The sequence below is a fragment of the Listeria ivanovii subsp. ivanovii genome (genome assembly GCF_900187025.1).
GTDB lineage: Bacteria > Bacillota > Bacilli > Lactobacillales > Listeriaceae > Listeria > Listeria ivanovii.
The window spans coordinates 333905-354329 of sequence record NZ_LT906478.1; the positions used below are offsets into that span (position 1 = coordinate 333905).

At 38.4% G+C, this 20425-nt stretch carries 23 protein-coding genes and 1 pseudogene; 18 read left to right on the plus strand and 6 right to left on the minus strand.

All coding sequences use genetic code 11. The annotated features are described in order from the left end of the window. Positions 1-49: 49 nt before the first annotated feature. The 4 genes from CKV67_RS01585 (at position 50) to CKV67_RS01600 (ending at position 2706) form a co-directional block, all read left to right on the plus strand. Positions 50-997 carry a helix-turn-helix transcriptional regulator gene (locus CKV67_RS01585; protein ID WP_014091833.1) on the plus strand — a complete coding sequence of 316 codons (948 nt, stop codon included), beginning with the start codon at positions 50-52 and terminating at the stop codon, positions 995-997. A 24-nt stretch (positions 998-1021) separates the two neighbouring features. After that, positions 1022-1531, plus strand: coding sequence for an NUDIX hydrolase (locus tag CKV67_RS01590; protein ID WP_025279734.1), 510 nt, complete (start codon positions 1022-1024; stop codon positions 1529-1531). A 97-nt stretch (positions 1532-1628) separates the two neighbouring features. Beyond that, positions 1629-2348: a YebC/PmpR family DNA-binding transcriptional regulator gene (locus CKV67_RS01595; RefSeq protein ID WP_025279735.1), complete on the plus strand. Its 720-nt coding sequence runs from the start codon at positions 1629-1631 to the stop codon at positions 2346-2348. A 25-nt stretch (positions 2349-2373) separates the two neighbouring features. Next, entirely contained in the window at positions 2374-2706 is a 333-nt protein-coding gene (locus CKV67_RS01600) for a zinc ribbon domain-containing protein YjdM (protein ID WP_014091835.1), read from the plus strand. Between the two features lie 44 nt (positions 2707-2750). Here CKV67_RS01600 and CKV67_RS01605 read toward each other — a convergent pair whose 3' ends face one another. Further along, complete coding sequence (locus CKV67_RS01605; RefSeq protein ID WP_014091836.1) at positions 2751-3464, minus strand: GntR family transcriptional regulator; 714 nt, start codon at positions 3462-3464, stop codon at positions 2751-2753. A 156-nt stretch (positions 3465-3620) separates the two neighbouring features. Here CKV67_RS01605 and CKV67_RS01610 point away from each other — a divergent pair. From CKV67_RS01610 to CKV67_RS01625, 4 genes and pseudogenes are all read left to right on the plus strand, one after another. Further along, positions 3621-5088: pseudogene (locus tag CKV67_RS01610) on the plus strand (glycoside hydrolase family 1 protein). Continuing rightward, positions 5057-6391 (plus strand): PTS sugar transporter subunit IIC, encoded by a 1335-nt coding sequence (locus CKV67_RS01615; protein ID WP_003750932.1) that lies wholly within the window; start codon positions 5057-5059, stop codon positions 6389-6391. Before CKV67_RS01610 ends, CKV67_RS01615 begins: the two are co-directional and overlap by 32 nt. 17 nt (positions 6392-6408) lie before the next feature. After that, entirely contained in the window at positions 6409-6711 is a 303-nt protein-coding gene (locus CKV67_RS01620) for a PTS sugar transporter subunit IIB (protein ID WP_014091838.1), read from the plus strand. Positions 6712-6800: 89 nt separating this feature from the next. Beyond that, positions 6801-6995 carry a hypothetical protein gene (locus tag CKV67_RS01625; protein ID WP_003718474.1) on the plus strand — a complete coding sequence of 65 codons (195 nt, stop codon included), beginning with the start codon at positions 6801-6803 and terminating at the stop codon, positions 6993-6995. 39 nt (positions 6996-7034) lie between these two features. Here CKV67_RS01625 and CKV67_RS01630 read toward each other — a convergent pair whose 3' ends face one another. Next, on the minus strand, positions 7035-7955 hold the full coding sequence (locus CKV67_RS01630) for a helix-turn-helix transcriptional regulator (RefSeq protein WP_014091839.1): 921 nt from the start codon (positions 7953-7955) through the stop codon (positions 7035-7037). Positions 7956-8055: 100 nt separating this feature from the next. Here CKV67_RS01630 and CKV67_RS01635 point away from each other — a divergent pair, with 100 nt between their 5' ends. After that, positions 8056-8472, plus strand: a complete 417-nt coding sequence (locus CKV67_RS01635) for a GyrI-like domain-containing protein (RefSeq protein WP_014091840.1) — start codon at positions 8056-8058, stop codon at positions 8470-8472. A gap of 47 nt (positions 8473-8519) precedes the next feature. Here CKV67_RS01635 and CKV67_RS01640 read toward each other — a convergent pair whose 3' ends face one another. Together CKV67_RS01640 and CKV67_RS01645 are read right to left on the minus strand one after the other, a co-directional pair. Next, entirely contained in the window at positions 8520-8927 is a 408-nt protein-coding gene (locus tag CKV67_RS01640; protein WP_014091841.1) for a hypothetical protein, read from the minus strand. Between the two features lie 3 nt (positions 8928-8930). After that, a complete protein-coding gene (locus tag CKV67_RS01645; protein WP_014091842.1) occupies positions 8931-9134 on the minus strand; it encodes a helix-turn-helix transcriptional regulator in 204 nt (67 codons plus the stop codon). Between the two features lie 281 nt (positions 9135-9415). On the opposite strand from CKV67_RS01645, the gene iolA reads away from it, so the two are divergent. From iolA to iolD, 4 genes are read left to right on the plus strand one after another with little or no spacing between them, the layout of a single operon-like run. Continuing rightward, on the plus strand, positions 9416-10882 hold the full coding sequence (gene iolA, locus CKV67_RS01650) for a methylmalonate-semialdehyde dehydrogenase (RefSeq protein WP_014091843.1): 1467 nt from the start codon (positions 9416-9418) through the stop codon (positions 10880-10882). 12 nt (positions 10883-10894) lie between these two features. Further along, a complete protein-coding gene (gene iolB / locus CKV67_RS01655; RefSeq protein ID WP_014091844.1) occupies positions 10895-11707 on the plus strand; it encodes a 5-deoxy-glucuronate isomerase in 813 nt (270 codons plus the stop codon). Positions 11708-11722: 15 nt separating this feature from the next. Next, entirely contained in the window at positions 11723-12700 is a 978-nt protein-coding gene (iolC, locus tag CKV67_RS01660) for a 5-dehydro-2-deoxygluconokinase (protein ID WP_014091845.1), read from the plus strand. A gap of 12 nt (positions 12701-12712) precedes the next feature. Continuing rightward, positions 12713-14629 (plus strand): 3D-(3,5/4)-trihydroxycyclohexane-1,2-dione acylhydrolase (decyclizing), encoded by a 1917-nt coding sequence (iolD, locus tag CKV67_RS01665; RefSeq protein ID WP_014091846.1) that lies wholly within the window; start codon positions 12713-12715, stop codon positions 14627-14629. 37 nt (positions 14630-14666) lie between these two features. On the opposite strand, the gene CKV67_RS01670 is transcribed toward iolD, so the two are convergent. Further along, positions 14667-15782: a low temperature requirement protein A gene (locus CKV67_RS01670; protein ID WP_014091847.1), complete on the minus strand. Its 1116-nt coding sequence runs from the start codon at positions 15780-15782 to the stop codon at positions 14667-14669. 179 nt (positions 15783-15961) lie between these two features. Between CKV67_RS01670 and CKV67_RS01675 the strand changes: the two genes are divergently transcribed. Together CKV67_RS01675 and CKV67_RS01680 are read left to right on the plus strand one after the other, a co-directional pair. Then, entirely contained in the window at positions 15962-16333 is a 372-nt protein-coding gene (locus CKV67_RS01675) for an iron chaperone (protein WP_014091848.1), read from the plus strand. Between the two features lie 94 nt (positions 16334-16427). Then, positions 16428-16793 carry a hypothetical protein gene (locus CKV67_RS01680; protein ID WP_014091849.1) on the plus strand — a complete coding sequence of 122 codons (366 nt, stop codon included), beginning with the start codon at positions 16428-16430 and terminating at the stop codon, positions 16791-16793. 308 nt (positions 16794-17101) lie between these two features. On the opposite strand, the gene CKV67_RS01685 is transcribed toward CKV67_RS01680, so the two are convergent. Then, positions 17102-18226, minus strand: a complete 1125-nt coding sequence (locus CKV67_RS01685) for a low temperature requirement protein A (RefSeq protein WP_014091850.1) — start codon at positions 18224-18226, stop codon at positions 17102-17104. Positions 18227-18355: 129 nt separating this feature from the next. Between CKV67_RS01685 and CKV67_RS01690 the strand changes: the two genes are divergently transcribed. From CKV67_RS01690 to floA, 3 genes are all read left to right on the plus strand, one after another. Then, positions 18356-19018: a uracil-DNA glycosylase gene (locus CKV67_RS01690; protein ID WP_014091851.1), complete on the plus strand. Its 663-nt coding sequence runs from the start codon at positions 18356-18358 to the stop codon at positions 19016-19018. 147 nt (positions 19019-19165) lie between these two features. Beyond that, positions 19166-19465, plus strand: coding sequence for an NfeD family protein (locus CKV67_RS01695; RefSeq protein ID WP_014091852.1), 300 nt, complete (start codon positions 19166-19168; stop codon positions 19463-19465). Further along, positions 19462-20406: a flotillin-like protein FloA gene (floA, locus tag CKV67_RS01700; RefSeq protein WP_014091853.1), complete on the plus strand. Its 945-nt coding sequence runs from the start codon at positions 19462-19464 to the stop codon at positions 20404-20406. Before CKV67_RS01695 ends, floA begins: the two co-directional genes overlap by 4 nt. Positions 20407-20425: the final 19 nt, after the last annotated feature.

The window sequence follows — 20425 nt, forward strand, 5'->3', positions numbered from 1 at the left end:
AAAGGTATCAAATAGTGACACCTTTTATTGCGAAGGAGAAAAGATTTCTATGAAAAAATCAGAAAGACTAAATGATATGATGTTATTTTTAAACGATAAAAATTCCTTTCAATTGAGTGACATAATGTCTAAGTATCATGTTTCGCGAAGTACAGCCATTAGAGACATTAAGTCTTTGGAAGAAATCGGTATGCCAATTTATTCAGAGCTTGGGAGAAATGGTCATTATAGCATGCTTCGTAATCGATTGTTATCTCCAATTTTTTTCAATGAAGATGAGGTTTTTGCGTTATATTTTTCAATGTTAACTTTAAAAGCCTATGAAACAACTCCTTTTCATTTAAGTGTAGAGAAATTAAAAAAGAAATTCGAAAACTGTTTAGCGACCCAAAAAACAGAGATGCTTCATAAAATAGAAGAAGTATTTAGCTTAGGCTACGTGGAACATAATAACGAATGTGAATTTCTAGATGTGATCTTGCAGTTTGCAATGGAAGAAAAAGTATGTGAGCTGAAATATAATAAGCAAGGAACGGAGAAAGTGTATATTGTTCAATTCTATAATATTTCGTCCGCATATGGACAATGGTATGGGACATGTTTTAACTTTGAAACAGAACAAATACAAGTATTTCGTTGTGATAAAATCTTAGCAATGGAAGAAAGTATTAAATTTGAGCCAAAAGTCTTAGCTAATCTCAAAAAGGATAATAAGCAACTTTATAAACAAGCAAATGCCACCAATTTTGAAGTAGAAATAACTCAAAAAGGGATAGATTTATTTTATAAAGAGCATTATCCTTCTATGAGTCTTCATTCTGAGCAAGGTAGAAATCTTATTCGCGGTTTTTACAATAAAGGAGAAGAACGATTTATCATCAATTATTTGTTGGTTTACGGTGATAATATTATCGCAATTCGCCCAAATGTTTTGAAAGATATGCTAGTAGATAGATTAGCTTATCTGAAAAATCATATGCTGCATTTGATACAATAGTACCGAACAAAAGGAGGCATTTGCATGGAAAAGTGGGATTTATATGATAATCAGCGTCAATTAATCGGAAAAACGCATATTCGTGGTGAAAAAATGCAGCTAGGCGAGCTTCATTTAGTTGTTCATGTGTGTATTTTTAACGAGGAAAATCAATTATTAATTCAAAAGCGCCAAAAAGAGAAAGAATCTTGGCCGGGATATTGGGATTTATCCGCTGCAGGTTCAGCACTAAAAGGCGAAACGAGTCAACAAGCAGCCGAACGAGAAGTCCAAGAAGAATTGGGAATCAAACTAGATTTAAGCAACGAGCGCGCTAAATTTAGTTTCCATTTTGACTACGGTTTCGATGATTACTGGTTCATTACAAAAAACATCCAACCAAGTGACTTAATACTACAGCAAGAAGAAGTAGCGGATGCTCGTTTTGTGACGAAAGAAGAACTCGAAAATTTAAGCGCCACTGGTGAAATGATTCCGTATTTCTTTTTAGACAAGCTTTTTGACCTAAAAAATGCTACAAGTAGCCACTTTTAATAAATATAGTTAAAATTCCACTTAACAAATCACGTGCTTACACTTATAATAGTACAGAGACAAGAGAAAAACTCCAATTTAGAAAGAGAGTGGTAATATGGGCCGTAAATGGGCAAATATTAAAGAGAAAAAAGCATCAAAAGATAAAACGAATAGTCGTATCTATGCAAAATTTGGAATTGAAATATATGTAGCGGCTAAATCAGGCGACCCAGATCCACATTCCAACCAAAAATTACGCTTTGTTATTGAACGTGCAAAAACATACAATGTGCCAAAACATATTATTGATCGTGCTATCGAAAAAGCAAAAGGGACTGGCGACGAAACTTACTCCGAACTTCGCTATGAAGGTTTTGGCCCAAGTGGTTCGATGATTATTGTTGATGCGCTAACAAATAATGTAAACCGAACTGCATCAGATGTGCGTGCAGCTTATAGTAAAAATGGTGGTAACATGGGTGTAAGTGGTTCCGTTGCTTACATGTTTGATAATACCGCGATTTTTGGTGTAGAAGGTAAGGATGCCGACGAATTGCTTGAACTTCTAATGGAAGCAGATATTGATGTTCGTGATATTTCAGATGAAGATGGACAAGCCATTATTTATGCGGAACCAGAAGATTTCCACAAAGTTCAAGAAGGATTAAAAGCGGCGGGAATTGAAGAATTTACCATAGCTGAAATCGAAATGATCCCACAAAATGACATTCAATTAGCAGGAGAAGATTTAGAAAAATTTGAGAAACTAATCGATGCTTTAGAGGACCTAGAAGACGTGCAAAAAGTATATCATAACGTCGAATTAGAAGATTAAAACAACAATCGGAGGAACAAGCAAAATGCCAAAATTACCAAATTGCCCAGAATGTAACTCAGAATATGCATACGAAGACCGCGGACTCCTAATCTGCCCAGAATGCGGACATGAGTGGAGTGCAGTAGCAGAAGCGCAAGAAGAGAAAGTATTCAAAGATTCTAACGGTAACATCCTTACAGATGGCGATTCCGTTACTGTCATCAAAGACTTAAAAGTAAAAGGCGCATCTAACCCAATTAAAATGGGGACCAAAGTAAAAAATATCCGCCTAGTTGACGGCGACCATGATATTGATTGTAAGATTGATGGTTTTGGTCCAATGAAACTGAAATCAGAATTTGTGAAGAAGATATAGCAGAAAAACAGCGATTCTCAATAATTTGGGAGTCGCTGTTTTTATTAATTCTGCACAAAAACCGTTTCAAACACAAACGACTCATACGTATGCCGCGTAATCGAATATTCAAAAACACGGCCATCTTCCAAATGAGCGAGTTTTTCAATTTCCATCATAAAGGTAGGTTCTTCCAACTCGAGCAACTTGCTATCCTCTTGATTCGATTTATCACCTCGAACCCAAACATGCGCGCTCTGCATTTTTAATTTCAAATCTTCCCGAATGTAGTTATAAATCGATTCTTCCAAATGGCGTGGCTCTAGACCAGGAATAATCGCCAGTGGCATATACGTATGTTCAATCGAATATGCTTTATGACCAACTTCCCTCATCCGAATTATTCGATAAATATAGTCATCTTGCATTTCTAGTTTTTCAGCAACTTCCTTTGAAGGCTTTTCAATCGAGAATAAAATAACTTTCGACTTAATATTATCTTTTCCAAAGGTATTTACAAGCCCAGCCATCGGTCCGAGAGCTAATTCGCCGCCGTTTGTCGAGTGAGATTTCACAAAAGTACCAGCTCCGCGCCGCCTAATGATCATCCCTTCCTGAACAAGCATATCCAGTGCTTTTTTGACAGTAAGCTTACTGCAGCCATAATCACGCGCCAATGTATCTCCACCGGGCAGTTTTTCGTTAATTGTATATATATTTTGGTTGATTTTATCACGGATATCTATGTATATTTCCATGTATTTAGCCATTCCCGACATTTTATTGGCTCCTTTTCTCATGTAATAAAGATAGTATATCATATACTTTTGATAAAAGGTATCCCTATGTCTAAAGGTATATATCTTTTATAAAAAGTATTGTTTTTTAAATAAATGTATGCTATATTTATTTTGACAAAAGGGAGGCCATAAAACATGAAAGAATTATTAACATTTCCAAAAGACTTCTGGTGGGGCTCCGCATGGTCTGCAGAACAAGCAGAAGGCCGCGGCGACACTGGGAAGGCAAAAACCGTTTGGGAGCATTGGTTTGAAACAGAACCGAATCGTTTTTACGAAGGTATAGGCTCAGAAGTTACAACCGATCATTTTAATCGTTACAAAGAAGATGTGCAGTGGATGAAGAAAACAGGGCATAATTCGTTCCGTATTTCGATTTCATGGGCGCGGATGTTTCCAAGCGATGGCATTGGAGAAGTAAACACAAAGGCAGTTGCATTTTATCGTGATTTACTTACTGAAATGAATGAAAACGGTATCAAACCATTTGCGAACTTATATCATTTCGATATGCCAGTTGCACTTCAAGATGCGGGTGGTTGGGAATCAAGAGAAGTCGTTGATGCCTATGTTCATTTTGCGGATACTTGTTTTAAAGAATTTGGCGATTTAGTTTATCACTGGTTTACGTTCAATGAGCCACTTGGACCAATTCTTGGCGGTTATTTAGAAGATTTCCATTATCCGAATCAAATTGACTTCAAACGCGGGGCACAAGCTGGTTTTAATACTATTTTGGCCCATGCGCTAACGATTAAAGCATTCAAAAAATTAAATTTAACTTCGAAAATTGGCGTGATTTTAAATCTCAGTCCGACTTATCCGCGTAGCCAAAATCCATATGACCTAGAAGCTGCAGAAATCTGTGATGCTTTTTATACGAGAAGTTTCCTAGATCCAATGGTCAAAGGAACTTTCCCAGCGAAATTAGTTGAAATCATGCGCGAATATGACCAAATGCCGGAATATACTGAAGCTGATTTGGTTACCATTAAAGAAAATACGGCGCAAATTCTTGGTTTGAATTATTATGAACCGCGACGTGTCAAAGCCCGTCTTACTGCTATCAATGAGAAAAGCCCATTTCTACCGGATTGGTTTTTTGAACCACATAATATGCCTGGCAAACGAATGAACATTTACCGTGGTTGGGAAATTTATGAGCGTGGTATTTATGATTTATGTATAGATATTCGTGATAATTACGGTAATATCGAATCCTTTATTTCCGAAAATGGGATGGGTGTTGCAAATGAAGAACGTTTCTTAAATGCAGAAGGTCAAATTGAAGATGATTACCGCATTGAGTTTGTCAAAGACCACCTAGCATACGTGCATCAAGCTATCCAAGAAGGTTGTGATATTAAGGGTTATCACTTATGGACATTTATTGATTGCTGGTCATGGATTAATGCGTATAAAAATCGTTACGGATTAGTTTCGCTAGATGTGAAAACTGGCAAGCGGACGATGAAAAAAAGTGGCGAGTTTTATAAAAAAATGAGTGATGCTAATGGCTTTGAGTATGAAACAAGCAAGATTGTTGGGACGAAAAAGGGAGGAAATAACTGATGGCAGAATCGAAAAAGAAGTCGATTGTTAATGGCTTTATTAATGTAGCACAAAAGCTCGGTGGACAGATTCATTTGCGTTCCTTGCGTGATGCTTTTGCGAGTATTATGCCGTTTATGATTTTGGCTGGTTTTGTAACGTTAATCAATTATGTTATTTTAGAACCAACTGGCTTTATGGGCAAGATTGTTAATCCTGACACACTCAGAACATGGCAAGAAATCGGTATCTCGATTGGGAACGGAACGCTAAGTGTTATTACGTTACTTGTAACCGTCGCAATTTCGTACCACTTATGTTTAAACCGCGGTTATAAAAATGTGATTGCACCAATTTTAGTTGCCTTATCTTCTTTCATTGTGGTGACACCGATTGCGACAACCTTTCTTCCAGAAGGAGCAACTAAATCCATCGAAGTTCCAAATGTTATCCCTGTTAGTTATACTGGTGCAGCTGGCATGTTCGTCGGAATTATCGTTGGCTTGATTGCAACGGATTTATTCATTAAATTATCGAAAAACAAACGGATGCAAATCAATTTAACCGGAAATATTCCCCCGGCTGTTATTAAGTCATTTAATGTATTAATTCCCATTATGATTACGGTCATCATTTTCTCGGTTGTATCATTCGCGGTCAACCAAATTTTCAGCATGGACTTCAATACTTTAGTAACGACGATTATTACGAAACCACTTAGTTACGTAACAACAAGTCTGCCAGGATTCTTGCTTATTACTTCTATCGCCAATTTGTTCTTTGGTTTAGGTATTCACCAAGCCGTTATTTCTGGACCGTTACTAGATCCGTTTTTACTACAAAATATGCAAGAAAACATGGTAGCTTATGCGAATCACCAAGAAATCCCCCATATTATTAACATGGCATTTAAAGACACTTTTGCTGTGATGGGTGGGTCAGGAAACACGATTGGCTTACTAATTGCCATTTTCATCTTTGGGAAACGAAAAGACTATAAAGATATTTCCAAACTATCCGCGGCGCCTTCTCTTTTCAACATCAGTGAACCAATTATCTTTGGGCTACCAATCGTTTTCAATCCGTTACTAATTATTCCATTTGTACTTGCACCAATTTTCTCACTAACAACAGCGTATTATGCGACCGCAGCTGGTTGGATTAATCATGTCGTTGTGCAAACTCCGTGGACGACACCACCAATTATTTCTGGATTTTTAGCAACAGGTGGAGACTGGCGAGCGTCTGTTTTACAAGTAATTATTATTGTAGTAACCGTCTTTATCTATCTACCGTTCTTACGTATGGACGAAAAAGTTGCTTTCGCGACAGCACAAAAAGCGGAAGAAAAATAAGAGAGGAAGTTTAACTCATGAAAAATATTTTATTAGTTTGTAACGCTGGTATGTCAACAAGTTTCTTAGTAGAAAAAATGAAAGCAGCCGGAACAGAACAAGGAATGGAAGCGAATATTTGGGCTGTATCTGACGCTGAATTAAATGAAAACTGGGAAAAAGCAGATGTCATTTTACTTGGACCTCAAGTGGGTTATTTAAAAGGAAACACTGAAAAAGTAGTTGGTGGAAAAATTCCTGTCGAAGTAATCAATATGCTTGATTATGGACGGGTGAACGGGGCAGCTGTTCTTGACCGTGCAATGGAGTTAATTGGTTAAGAAATTGCAAAAGGAGTGTGACGATATGTCGCACTCCTTTTTTATCGAGCTAGAAAGTGTTATAATGTGTGAAAAGGAGCGGAATTACGATGAAATATGTAAAATCACAAATGAAAGAGCTTGTAAAAGATAGCGTGGACCTGCAAGAACGCCTTCAAAAGCTAATGAAAGAAATGGATTTAGAAAAAAGTTTCGCTTTAAAAGCACTTTATCATTCAGAAGTAGCTGACGGCGGGCATTACCAAACAGCTTATCAAGATTTGGATTATAAATATAAAGATTAACTAACTATGGCTCTGCTAAACGAATTAGCAGAGCCATTTTTATAAATATTTTCCTTGGATTTCGTTTAAGTAAGCAACAAAATTATCATAAAAGTCATCGTGATTTTGAATGGTTACATGTGTCCCTAACTGCAAAATAAAGCGATATCCTGCCTCATGATTAGGTAGCGTTACTTTTACAAAAAAATGTTCTTCGTCGTGTCTTGAAATTTCAACTAAATCAAAACGCTCGATGATTTGTTCGCGAGCCACTTTATCCACTATAAGCGAAACCTCATGCATTAGAAAAAGTGGCGGACGAGCAACTATTCCAAAGGGCTTTACAACAAAGGCTCTCGCTTCAAAAGTTTCTGCCAGCACTTCGAGTTCTACCATTCGCGATAACTTAAAAGTCCGAAAGTCGCTACGCTCCAGACTGTAACCCTGTAAATACCATGAACGATTCCTAAAAAGGAGGTGATAGGGTTCGGTTTTTCGGATAGTTTGTTTACCATTCCGGTCGATATAACAGAGCTCAACTAGTTGGTGTTTTTTAATCGCTAAGTAAAGTTTTTCAACTTGGGAATTTAACTCACTTTTTGTCGTTAAATTGGAGAAATCTACTGAAATAGAGCTTGCAGGTGATTCGCTTGTTGGGTCGAGCATATTTTTCATTTTTTGTAATGTTTTCTTTGTATTAGTGGAAGATAATAGCTGCTCCATCCCGTCCAAACTGGTAATAATTGCTTGCAAATCTTCTGTTGTAAGGAGCTTCTTGTCCACTTTGTAGGTAGGCATAATCCCGATACCACCTTTTGTTCCAGCAATCGTATAAATTGGAATATTTGCCATTGATAACGTATCCATATCACGGAAAATCGTTCGCTTAGAAACATCGAACATTTCCGCCATTTCAGAAGCACTAACAAGTTCTCTTTGCAAAAGTAGCATAATAATCCCAATGAGCCGCTCAATTTTCATTTTTTCTCCTTTATTTTCGAATGATGACAGACTGTTGTCATCATTCGCATGTTATAGTTACATCATATCAAAATTAAGTAACTTTTTGGAGGGAAATATTATGGCATTTGAAATTGTTGAATTAAACGAAGAAACATTTACAGGAACGAAGACAGAAATCCCTGAATTTGATCCGCAAAAAGGGTTTGGACCAATGAGTGAAATCAAAGAATCCGCCTTCACAAAATTTGCAAAAAATGAAAAAGACTACGTAGGCATTAACGCAAGTCTCGATGGCTTACAATATTATGTTGTTGCAAGCGTGGATGGCAACGGTGATACAACTTTTGACATCCCAGCAGGTAAATACGCTAAATTCGTAACCGTTAAAACAGACCGCCCAGCACTAGACGGCTTCATTGGTGCAGCTTACGGCGAAGTTAGCCAAAGCAGTGACGTAGGTATTGCGGGATCATTCAATTTGGAAGACCTTAGAGAAGCTGAGTTTACGCTTTATATTCCTGTTGTAGCAAAATAAAGGAAAACACCCCTGCGCCAAATTAGATTTTGGTGTAGGGGTGTTTTTTATGCTTTTCTTTGGATAATTTCTAAACAAAACATATAGAAAAAACTAATCACAAAATAGCCAATAGCAAGGCTTGAAAGTGATATTTGTAAATGGTGTTGTGTACTCACAATAATCATGAAAATTGGTAATATTATGGCTAAGGCGATAACAAAATAAAAAGAAAAGGTGTTCCTATTTTTAAAATAGCGCTCATCTTTTTCTGTCTTCTCTTTTTTATATTGCTTCTCAATTGTTTCTTTGAACATGAAAATGGAGGAGATAGTTCCAATTATAATTGCAGAAAATAATAAGATGGGATTATTTTCTGCGAGAGGTTGCTCTCCTCGTGTAATTGGTAATAACAAAAAAGCATATGCTATTATAAAGGTTGAACTTATTATTCTCATAAAATGATACTTTTTCATCTTCTATGCCTCCTCTAGCTGAAATATCTCTTCTACTGCTAACTCAAAATACTTAGCTATCTTCAAACTAAGCTCTAAACTTGGATTATATTTCCCTTTCTCAATCGCGTGAATGGTTTGCCTTGAAACCTCTAATATCGAAGCTAAATCATTTTGCGCAATCCCTTTTTCTTCGCGTAACGTTTTAACCCGATTTGTCACTTTCAAATGATCACCACCTAGTAAAGATATCTTTACTATTATTTTAAATTAAAAATGAAGAAATGTAAAGTAGGCTTTACGTTTTCGCATCACAATTTTTCAAGTAGTTGTTAATAGTTAGTTTTTTCATCCATTTATCACACATACTCACAACCTAATTTGCTATGACTTTTTATGGTTAAGTGAGTGACAAAAATTAAATTGACTAGCCAAAATTATTGCCTTAAGATGAGTGTATAAGCGACTTGTAGTTAAGTTGTGAGTAATGGAAGTGGAGGGATAGATAGATGACAAAAGTACGGAAATTGAAGAACTATGTGAATGGCGAATGGGTAACGAGTAAGACGGATAAATATGAAGATGTCATTAATCCGGCAACTGGTGAAGTGTTATGCCAAGTACCGATTTCTACACGCGCGGAACTAGACGAAGTAGCGGAGATTTCCGAAAAAGCCTTTGAAAAATGGAGTCAAATTGCCGTACCGAGACGAGCGCGGATTCTATTTTCATTCCAGCAGTTGCTCATTCAACATAAAGAAGAATTGGCCAGATTGATTACTTTAGAAAACGGAAAAAACTTATCAGAAGCGCGCGGTGAAGTACAGCGAGGGATTGAAAATGTGGAATTTGCAGCTGGAGCACCGACACTGATGATGGGAGATTCACTGGCATCGATTGCAACCGATGTAGAAGCCGCAAATTATCGCTATCCAGTTGGAGTTGTTGGTGGAATTGCGCCATTTAACTTCCCAATGATGGTCCCTTGTTGGATGTTTCCGATGGCTATTGCACTTGGAAATACGTTCATTTTGAAGCCTTCCGAACGAACCCCGCTACTAATGGAAAAATTGGTTGCACTTTTTTCCGAAGCTGGACTTCCAAATGGAGTTTTTAATGTCGTATATGGTGCGCATGATGTGGTTAATGGTATTTTAGAAAACGATAAAATTAAAGCGGTTTCTTTTGTCGGATCAAAACCAGTCGGCGAATACGTTTATAAAACAGGGAGCGCGAATTTAAAACGAGTGCAAGCGCTAACTGGCGCGAAAAACCATACGATTGTCTTAAATGATGCTGATTTGGAAGATACCGTTGCGAACGTAATCTCGGCGGCATTTGGTTCAGCTGGGGAGCGTTGCATGGCGTGTGCCGTTCTGACAGTAGAAGAGGGCATTGCAGACAAATTTTTGGAAGCGCTTCGAAATGCTGCATGCAATGTGAAAACTGGAAATGGACTAGACGATGGTGTGTTCCTCGGTCCTGTAATTCGCGAAGAAAACCAAAAAAGAACACTCGATTACATTGAAAAAGGCGTTGCAGAAGGTGCGAAACTAACGGTAGACGGTCGTGAAACTGGGCTTTCAGAAGGATATTTTGTTGGACCGACTATTTTGGAAGAAGTAACAACAGATATGACAGTTTGGAAAGAAGAAATATTCGCACCAGTGTTGTCTGTTATCCGTGTGAAAAACTTACAAGAAGCTGTTCGCGTCGCTAATCAATCTGAATTTGCCAATGGTGCCTGTATTTTTACTAATAATGCCAAAGCAATTCGTTATTTTAGAGAAAAAATCGATGCCGGAATGCTTGGTGTGAATTTAGGCGTACCAGCGCCAATGGCATTTTTCCCGTTCTCAGGTTGGAAATCATCGTTTTATGGGACACTTCATGCAAACGGCAAAGATAGCGTAGATTTTTACACACATAAAAAAGTAGTGACCGCGAGATATTCGTTAAAAGGTTACGAAGAATAGGAGGATGTAGAAATGACACAACTACTACGAAAACCAATGAATAAGGTGTTAGCACCCGGCGTGAAGCTGATTCATGATATAAATGAACCACTGAAATATGTGGGATTTCGGATGATTGAACTAGAACAAGACGCGATTTATGAAGAACAACTTGCTGAATTAGAATGCTGCGCGGTCATCCTTACTGGAAAAGTAACAATTAACGAAGGCGGAAACATCTTTGCCCAAGTTGGCACACGAAATAGTGTTTTTGAGAAAATTCCAACTGATAGTGTCTATATTTCAGGCGGTAAAAGCTTTTCTATTAGAGGAATCTCCGAGAAAGCATGTGTGGCACTTTGTTATTCGCCGGCCACTCAAAAATTACCAACAACTCTCATCCAAGCGAGTGATAATTCCATTGAGCATCGCGGTAAATACCAAAATAAACGACTCGTACACAATATTCTTCCTGATACGAGCCAAATTGCGACTAGTTTGCTTGTTGTTGAAGTCTATACTGACAGCGGAAATTTTTCGAGCTATCCTCCGCACAAACACGATCAAGACAATTTGCCCGCGGAATCACTTTTGGAAGAAAGCTATTATCATGAAATCAATCCACAACAAGGCTTTGTGTTTCAACGAGTTTATACGGATGACCGTATGCTTGATGAAACAATGGCAGTGGAACATCGGAACGCAGTCATTGTCCCAGAAGGCTATCATCCAGTAGGAGTTCCAGATGGTTATGATTCCTACTATTTAAACGTAATGGCTGGACCGAAGCGAATCTGGAAATTTCACAATGACCCGGATCACGAATGGATTTTAGACAGAGATTAAAAGGAGGATGTTAGCATGGACTTAAACAAACATAGCGAACGGAAATTAGACTTAATCACAGTAGGGCGTGCTTGTATCGATTTAAATGCCGTAGAATACAATCGACCAATGGAAGAAACGATGACATTTTCAAAATATGTAGGTGGTTCTCCGGCGAATATTGCAATTGGAACGGCAAAACTTGGACTAAAAGTAGGTTTTATCGGTAAAATTTCTGATGACCAACACGGACGTTTTATCGAAAAATATATGCATGACTTGACGATTAATACTGATGGTATGGTAAAAGACACAGAAGGACGCAAAGTTGGTCTAGCTTTTACGGAAATCAAAAGCCCGGACGAGTGCAGTATTTTAATGTATCGCGAGAATGTGGCAGATCTTTATTTAGACCCAGCTGAAGTTTCTGAGGACTATATTAAAGATGCGCGTTTACTGCTTGTTTCTGGAACTGCCTTGGCGCAAAGTCCATCACGAGAAGCTGTCTTAAAAGCAGTAAGTCTAGCACGGAAAAATGAAGTCGTAGTAGCTTTTGAACTGGATTATCGACCATACACATGGAACAACGAAGCGGAAACAGCGGTATATTATTCGCTCGTCGCTGAGCAGTCTGACATCATCATCGGAACGCGCGACGAATTCGATCGGATGGAAAACCAAGCTGGTGGTAACAATCAAATAACGAAAACCAATTTATTCCAACATCAAGCAGAAATTGTCGTGATCAAGCATGGGGTAGACGGATCTTTCGCCTATACAAAAGCAGGAGAAACTTTCCAAACAAAAGCGTATAAAACAAAAGTGCTAAAAACATTTGGCGCGGGTGATTCCTACGCATCCGCATTCTTATATGGCTTATTTAATGGCGAAAGTATCGAAACGGCGCTTAAATACGGAAGTGCGGCTGCTTCCATTGTGGTTAGCAAGCATAGTTCATCCGATGCAATGCCAACGAGTAATGAAATTAAAGCGCTCATTGCGCAAGCGGACTAGGAGGGGAATCGCGTGACTGAAAAAACAATTCGACTAACTACCGCACAAGCTTTGGTGAAATTTTTAAATCAGCAGTTTATTGAGGTAGACGGGGAATCAGCACCATTTGTGGATGGGATTTTCACATTATTTGGACATGGGAATGTAGTTGGAATTGGGCAAGCCTTGGAAGAAAACCCAGGTCATTTAAAAGTGTATCAAGGAAAAAATGAGCAAGGTATGGCGCACGCGGCAATCGGTTATGCAAAACAAAACAATCGGCAGCGAATCTTCGCGTGTTCCACGTCAGCTGGGCCTGGTTCTGCTAACTTAATTACAGCTGCTGGAACCGCACTTGCAAACAATTTACCTGTATTATTTTTGCCAGCTGACACATTTGCAACTAGACAGCCTGACCCAGTGTTGCAACAGCTAGAACATGAGTCGAGCTTAGCAATAACAACGAACGATGGATTCCAAGCAGTCTCCAGATACTTTGACCGCGTGCAACGACCAGAACAGCTGATGAGTGCCTTGATTCGCGCTTTCGAAGTAATGACGAACCCAGCAAGCGCAGGCCCAGCAACAATTTGTATCGCACAAGACACAGAAGGAGAAGCATTCGATTATCCAGAGGAATTTTTCCAAAAAAGAGTGCATTATTTAAACCGGCAAACTCCAACAGAGCGCGAACTAACTGAAGCGGCGAAACGCATTCAAGCTAGCAAGACCCCAGTCATCATCGTTGGCGGTGGCGCTCGCTATTCCGGAGCACGAACAGAACTAACTACGCTATCCGAGCAGTGCAACATTCCACTCGTCGAAACGCATGCCGGGAAATCAACTGTCGAATTCGGATTTCCAAATAATCTAGGTGGCACCGGAATCTTAGGAACGCTAGCCGCTAATAAAGCAATCCATGATGCTGATCTAGTCATTGGCGTTGGTACACGCTACACCGATTTCACAACTAGCTCTAAAACGGCATTTGACCCGGCAACCAAATTCCTAAATATCAATGTCAGCCGAATGCAAACATACAAACTAGATGCTTTCCAGGTTGTTGGGGATGTCAAAGCTACTTTACAAAAACTAACACCACTTTTAGTAGGCTACAAAACCGAATTTGGCGACACGATTACCACTTATAAAAACGAATGGCTCACTGAAAGAAAGAGACTCGGAAATACTCAATTTACCAGAGATAATTTTAGCCCAGAAATCAAAAATCAATTTAACCAAGCCACATTAAATGAATATGCAGACAGCTTAAAGACTGAATTTACACAAACTGAAGCGCTTATTACAATCAATGACACAGTGGCAGCTAATAGCATCGTCGTTTGTTCAGCAGGTTCACTACCAGGCGACTTACAACGACTCTGGAATCCAGCCGTGCCAAACACTTACCATCTAGAATACGGCTATTCCTGTATGGGTTACGAAATAAACGGAGCGCTCGGTGCAAAAATGGCCGCAGCAGACAAGCAAGAAGTATACGCTATTGTCGGCGATGGCAGCTTTTGCATGTCCCACTCCGAACTATTGACTTCTTTACAATATGGCGAAAAAATCAACATCATGCTATTCGACAATTCCGGGTTCGGTTGCATCAATAACCTCCAAATGGCAAATGGTAGCGATAGTTTTTTCTGTGAATTCCGTGATAGCAGTAACCAAATCATGCAAGTCGATTACGCTAAAATTGCAGAAGGCTACGGTGCAAAAGTATACCGCGCCAACACAAAAACGGATTTAATTGCCGCACTTAAAGATGCCAAAACACAAACAAGAACTACTTTAATAGAAATGAAAGTACTACCGAAAACAATGTCAGAAGGCTATCTTAACTGGTGGAATGTGGGAGTTTCCGAAGTTTCAAACAAAGAAAGCATTCAACAAGCATATAAATCAAAACAAGAAAAACTTAAAAATGCACGATTATATTGAGTCAAACAAAAACAAGTCCAAACGAAGGACTTGTTTTTTATATATTTGCCAACCGGAAAGTATGACTTTGGAGACTAAGATCAAGTACCGCACAAATCCAAATACAAAAAAAGCTAATAAATAATGGAACCTCAATCGATACATTAATAAAAAAGAGTCCGATTAAAAGTAGCAATAAAGATGCATTTTTCCATAAATAAAATGTCACTTCGGCTTTTTTATGTGCTGCAAAAACAAGCTGCTTGGAAATGAAAAAGGTTCCAACAGCCCCAAAAAGCATCAATAATAGAATTTCTCTTTGCAAAATATTATCAAACAGTAGATGCAAATTCGCCGCAAGCAACATAATCGAAATAATAATTAAGAAATGCCCATAAATAAAGCATTGCCCATGTGTCGGTTTATCAAAGTCAATAAGTTTATCATGGCAACGGAAATAGGAGGCCCAAAATGTCCAAATAATGATAAAGCCAAAGAAAGCATACATAACTGTGTAAGGATCAAGAGTATGACCAAATAAAATAGAGGTAATAGCAAAAAAACTTTCTCCAAAGGTGATGATGACAAATAAACCAAAACGTTCCGCTAAATGGTAAAAGTCAACAGGAACTTTACGTAAAGTATTTATATAAAATGGGGGAATAACCATATCCACCACGATGCCCAAATATACAAAGAAGTAGCGCAATGTTCCATCAAAAAAGAACGAAGCTCCTGTTGTCAAAAAACCTAACAGAAAAATATTTCCGAGCAACAAAGCTACTTTTCGCGGCGCATTTACTAAACTTCTGCTCATAGTAAAATATTGAATGATAATAATAAAGCGAATTCCTAAATAGCCAATTAAAAAGGTGTAATAAGCATCAGAAAATGCTGAATGAAAGCTAGCTGTTAGTAAAATAGCAAAAAACATTTGTGGAATCATATAGAGTTCTAAATTTTTCTTTTCTCCACCAAAACGGTTTACAAACATAGTCTGACCAACCCAACACCAAAACATCGGAATAACCATTAAAAGATATTCCACAAAATAAATAGCTGTTTTATCCGGGTGACAATCAACACTTAATAATAAATGTGTTGTAGAAGACACCGCGGTTACAAAAACTAAGTCAAAAAATAATTCTAACCAAGTAACTTTTTTGTGTTTCATTATTTCACCTCAAATATTTTTTTCAAAATTATATCACGCCAAATTAGAACTGAAATATACATTTGTTTACTTTTGACAATAGATGAGAAAGAAAAGTATAATTGTAGAATAACTTAGTTGAATTGCACAGCTAGAAAAAAAATAGTGAGAATAAGACATTTTTATAGGAGGAAAAGAATATGGAAGTTTTTGCAGAATATTTGGCTGGGATCGATAACCCTGACCACCGCGAGCGCACAAAAGAAGTTTTAACATGGGTTGCTGAAACCTTTCCAAACTTAAAGCCGGAAATCAAATGGAATACACCAATGTTTTCAAATAATGGCACATTCATTATCGGCATTTCTGTTGCAAAACAGCATATGAGCATTTCCCCAGAAGTAGCCGGAATTGAGCGCTTTGAAGAAGACCTAAAACAAGCAGGATACAGCCATACAAAAGGCCTATTCCGCATCACTTGGGCTAAACCAGTCGATTTTAGTTTGCTAGAAAAAATTATTCAGTTCAACATTCAAGATAAAGCAAATTACACAAGTTTTTGGCGTGTTTAAGCAAGATTTAGTTACTTTCGTCGCGTAGCAAACACAGATATTTTGTGACATAATAAATAAGCAAATAAGTATTTTATTAAAAGAGTGGTGTAAAATGCGAATTTTTTGTGGGATTATGTCCATCCAAGCAGGCTTCATCGGCGGACTGGCTGAAATACTAAGTCCAGAGAGCAAGAAAAACAATCTATTCATGATACCAGACGACTTAGCAGCTTCATCCGGATACTTAATGTCATTCGCAATGATAGTAGCCGGAATCCTAATCATCTGCGCCTATCGAAACGACTTTCTAATATTCATGGCCCTGGTATTATGGCTATTCGGACTAATTTTCGGACTGATTTTCACGCCGAGCTATTCCGGAATCTACTTCCGCCCAGTCGTCTGTCTGATAAGCTTTTTGATGGGACTGTTTATTTTTACGGATTATACGAGACATAGGGATAGTGAGGAGAGGTGAGCGAGGGCTTGCTTCTTTTTTTGTAATATAACATCTCGAAAAGTGGGGAAAAACACTAGACTATCGCTATTTTCTCCAATCTTACTTTTCTAATTATTCCAAAATAAATAAAAACTGACTTTCGCCGCTCATTCTTCCGTGATATAATTATAAATGTGAATTCATTCACTTGAAATGTTCCAATCGTCAATTTTTCTTATAAACATGCAAATCCTAGTTCTAAATTTCCTAGAAAACAATTGAGATGGACTGATTGGAAATAGCACTTTTTCTTTATTTTCGCTTTGTGTAATTGTTAGCTTTCAATCCTAATTTATTCGCCTTTTAACCCCACTCCCAACCCCAACCCACACCCAAAAATCCACAACCCCACAAACCAAAACACTCCCCAAACCAACAAACACCGGCAAATCCCCAATCAAATTCACCAAAAACAACCCAACCAAAAGTCCAAGCAAACAAACATCCTTCCAAACATAAAACCGCACATCTGCCTTCTTATGTGCCGCGAAAACAAGCTGCTTCGAAACGAAAAACACCGCCACCGACCCAAACAACATCAGAAGCAGCACATCCTTCTCCAAATGCCCTTCAAACAACAAATGCAGATTCGCCGCGAGCAGCATAACCGAAACAATAATAAAGAAATGCCCATAAATCAAAAACTGACCGTGTGTCTCCTTATGATGATCGACAACCTTCTCAAAACTATAAAAATACGAAGCCCAAAGCGTACTAATAATCAAAAACCCAAGCCCCACATAACCAATCGTATACCAATCCAGCGTATGTCCCACCAAAATCGTCGTAATCGCGACAATACTCTCACCAAACGTAATAATCACAAACAACCCAAACCGCTCCGCCAAATGTGAGAAATCAACCGGAACTTTTCGCAGAGTAGCCGATAAGAACAGCGGTAAAATAATATCAACCGAAATTCCCAAATACATAACAAAATACCGCCAAAAGCCATCAAAAAACATCGAAGTCGCCGTTGTAATCACACCAAGCAAAAACACGCCCCCAAGCATTAACGCCACTTTCCGCGCATCCCCCGACAACTTCCGACTAATAACAAAATACTGAATCACCGTAATCAGCCGAATTCCCAAATAACCAATCAAAAAAGTATAATACGTATTCGAAAAAGTTAAATCAAAACTTGCGGTCATTAAAATCAAGAAAAACATTTGTGGTAACATATAAAGTTCTGGCCATTTGATTTTTTCGCCAAAGCGGTTGAAAAACATCGTCTGACCAACCCAAGCCCAAAACATCGGCGTAACCATAAGTAAATATTCGCCAAAATAAACCGCCGTTTTATCCGGATGATTGTCGACACTTAATAATAGGTGGGTAGTAGAAGCCACCGCGGTAACAAATATCAAATCAAAAAACAATTCTAGCCAAGAAACTTTTCGTTCTTTCATCTCTCCACCTCATTTGTTTCTCTTTACCCAAAATGAAAAATAGAAATCCTCTGAACTTTTGACAGCGGCTTCCGTCGATAAGTATAATGGAATGACATACACAAATTTTATTGCTAGGGGGGAATGAAAATGGTAAAAACTTGGGATGAATTTCTGAAGCAAGAAGCTATCAAACCATATTTTATTGATTTAATGAAGGAAGTCGCGAATGCTAGAGCAAAAGGGAACGTCTATCCATCAGAAGAAGACATGTTCTCCTGTTTCCGCTTATGTCCATATGATAAAGTTAAAGTCGTCATTCTTGGCCAAGATCCATACCACGGACCAGGACAAGCGCACGGACTTAGCTTCTCCGTCCAAAAAGGCGTGCGGATTCCACCAAGCCTCAGAAACATCTACAAAGAATTAAAAACCGACCTAGATATCGAACCAGCTGACCACGGGCATCTTGCTAAATGGGCCGAACAAGGCGTGCTGCTGATGAACACTAGTTGGAGCGTGGAAGAAGGTAAAGCAGGGAGCCACAAAAAATTAGGCTGGACGACATTTACCGACCATGTACTTGAAGAATTAAACAACTATGAAAAGCCATTAGTATTTATTCTATGGGGAAATCATGCTATTAAAGCCGCAAGTGGAATCACTAATCCAAACCATTTACTAATTGAAGGCGTTCACCCATCTCCACTCGCAGCAAGTCGCGGATTTTTCGGAAGTAAACCGTTTTCAAAAACAAATGATTTCCTAGAAAAGGCTGGAAGAACCCCGATTAATTGGGATTTAACTGAATAAAAAATAACTACTTACTTCTTTTTGATGAAAAAATGAAAAAATTTAAATATTTCTCATCGAAAGCTTTTTACATAAGGTTTCATTCGTGTTATGGTTATTACAGGAGAAAGTAAAAATTTAAAAAAGTTCCTAAAGAAGGTGACTGGATTGAAGCATAATTTTACAGAAGATGACTTTGTATATGGAGATTCATGGGGACTCGTGCACCGGGGGGTTTTAGAAGATAAAGAAATCGAACGAATGAAAACGCTTCGAGACAAAGTAGTAGGGAAAAAAGGTGTAGCAGCAACGACACTGAAGCCAATTGGTAGTGTCAAGATAGACGGAGAAGTCTATGAAGCTCGTTTAAAAACAGGTTATTTGGAAGTTGGGAAACCCATAGTCGCAGTAGCTATCGATTTTGGATATGTGCTCGTCAATGAAGATATACAAGAGGAGGAAAAATGACAATGATTGGACCAATTATTATCGCAGTACTAATTATCATCTTTTTAATCGTATTTTTCACTTTAGTACCAGTGGGATTATGGATTAGTGCTTTATCTGCACGTGTACCAGTGGGACTAGGAACTTTAATCGGAATGAGATTACGCCGTGTTGTACCATCTCGTGTTGTAAAACCGTTAATCAAAGCAGTAAAAGCAGGTCTTGATTTAGAAGTAAACCAATTAGAAAGTCACTATTTAGCTGGTGGGGATGTGGATAACACAGTTGATGCGTTAATCGCCGCACACCGCGCAAATATTGAATTAGACTTTAGCCGTGCTGCAGCAATTGATCTTGCTGGACGTGACGTGCTTGAAGCTGTACAAACTTCTGTAACACCAAAAGTTATTCGTACACCTGAATTTACTGGTGTGGCGCAAAACGGGGTTGAAGTAAAAGTTATTACGCAAATTACCGTACAATCCAACATTGAACGTATTGTTGGGGGTGCTGGGGAAGATACAGTTATCGCTCGTGTCGGTGAAGCCGTAGTATCTACAGTCGGTGAAACGAAAGAGCATACAGATGTACTTGAAAATCCAAACAGTATCTCGAAAAAAGTCCAAGAACAAGGACTGGGAGACGGAACTGCTTATACCATTTTATCGATTGATATTGCCGAAATGCGTATCGGAGACAATATTAAAGCAAAACTAGACATCGAAAAAGCCAACGCGGACATGGAAGTTGCTCAAGCAGCTGCATCGAAACGTAAAGCAGAAGCGATTGCCCTAGAACAAGAAAATAGAGCGGCCGTAGTAGCCGCAGAAGCAGAAGTACCACGCGCGCTTTCTCGTGCTTTAGAAGAAGGAAATCTTGGCGTAATGGATTTTTACAAAATGGAAAATGTGCAATCAGATACAGCGATGCGTGAATCAATTGCACATGAAGATGAAAAATAAACCTCGATCTTTTTACAAG

Bases quoted from the DNA above. Each gene is read 5' to 3' on its own strand.
- CKV67_RS01585 (WP_014091833.1), top strand. From the start codon at position 50: ATGAAAAAATCAGAAAGACTAAATGATATGATGTTATTTTTAAACGAT.
- CKV67_RS01590 (WP_025279734.1), top strand. From the start codon at position 1,022: ATGGAAAAGTGGGATTTATATGATAATCAGCGTCAATTAATCGGAAAA.
- CKV67_RS01595 (WP_025279735.1), top strand. From the start codon at position 1,629: ATGGGCCGTAAATGGGCAAATATTAAAGAGAAAAAAGCATCAAAAGAT.
- CKV67_RS01600 (WP_014091835.1), top strand. From the start codon at position 2,374: ATGCCAAAATTACCAAATTGCCCAGAATGTAACTCAGAATATGCATAC.
- CKV67_RS01605 (WP_014091836.1), bottom strand. From the start codon at position 3,464: ATGTCGGGAATGGCTAAATACATGGAAATATACATAGATATCCGTGAT.
- CKV67_RS01615 (WP_003750932.1), top strand. From the start codon at position 5,057: ATGGCAGAATCGAAAAAGAAGTCGATTGTTAATGGCTTTATTAATGTA.
- CKV67_RS01620 (WP_014091838.1), top strand. From the start codon at position 6,409: ATGAAAAATATTTTATTAGTTTGTAACGCTGGTATGTCAACAAGTTTC.
- CKV67_RS01625 (WP_003718474.1), top strand. From the start codon at position 6,801: ATGAAATATGTAAAATCACAAATGAAAGAGCTTGTAAAAGATAGCGTG.
- CKV67_RS01630 (WP_014091839.1), bottom strand. From the start codon at position 7,955: ATGAAAATTGAGCGGCTCATTGGGATTATTATGCTACTTTTGCAAAGA.
- CKV67_RS01635 (WP_014091840.1), top strand. From the start codon at position 8,056: ATGGCATTTGAAATTGTTGAATTAAACGAAGAAACATTTACAGGAACG.
- CKV67_RS01640 (WP_014091841.1), bottom strand. From the start codon at position 8,927: ATGAAAAAGTATCATTTTATGAGAATAATAAGTTCAACCTTTATAATA.
- iolA (WP_014091843.1), top strand. From the start codon at position 9,416: ATGACAAAAGTACGGAAATTGAAGAACTATGTGAATGGCGAATGGGTA.
- iolB (WP_014091844.1), top strand. From the start codon at position 10,895: ATGACACAACTACTACGAAAACCAATGAATAAGGTGTTAGCACCCGGC.
- iolC (WP_014091845.1), top strand. From the start codon at position 11,723: ATGGACTTAAACAAACATAGCGAACGGAAATTAGACTTAATCACAGTA.
- CKV67_RS01670 (WP_014091847.1), bottom strand. From the start codon at position 15,782: ATGAAACACAAAAAAGTTACTTGGTTAGAATTATTTTTTGACTTAGTT.
- CKV67_RS01675 (WP_014091848.1), top strand. From the start codon at position 15,962: ATGGAAGTTTTTGCAGAATATTTGGCTGGGATCGATAACCCTGACCAC.
- CKV67_RS01680 (WP_014091849.1), top strand. From the start codon at position 16,428: ATGCGAATTTTTTGTGGGATTATGTCCATCCAAGCAGGCTTCATCGGC.
- CKV67_RS01685 (WP_014091850.1), bottom strand. From the start codon at position 18,226: ATGAAAGAACGAAAAGTTTCTTGGCTAGAATTGTTTTTTGATTTGATA.
- CKV67_RS01690 (WP_014091851.1), top strand. From the start codon at position 18,356: ATGGTAAAAACTTGGGATGAATTTCTGAAGCAAGAAGCTATCAAACCA.
- floA (WP_014091853.1), top strand. From the start codon at position 19,462: ATGACAATGATTGGACCAATTATTATCGCAGTACTAATTATCATCTTT.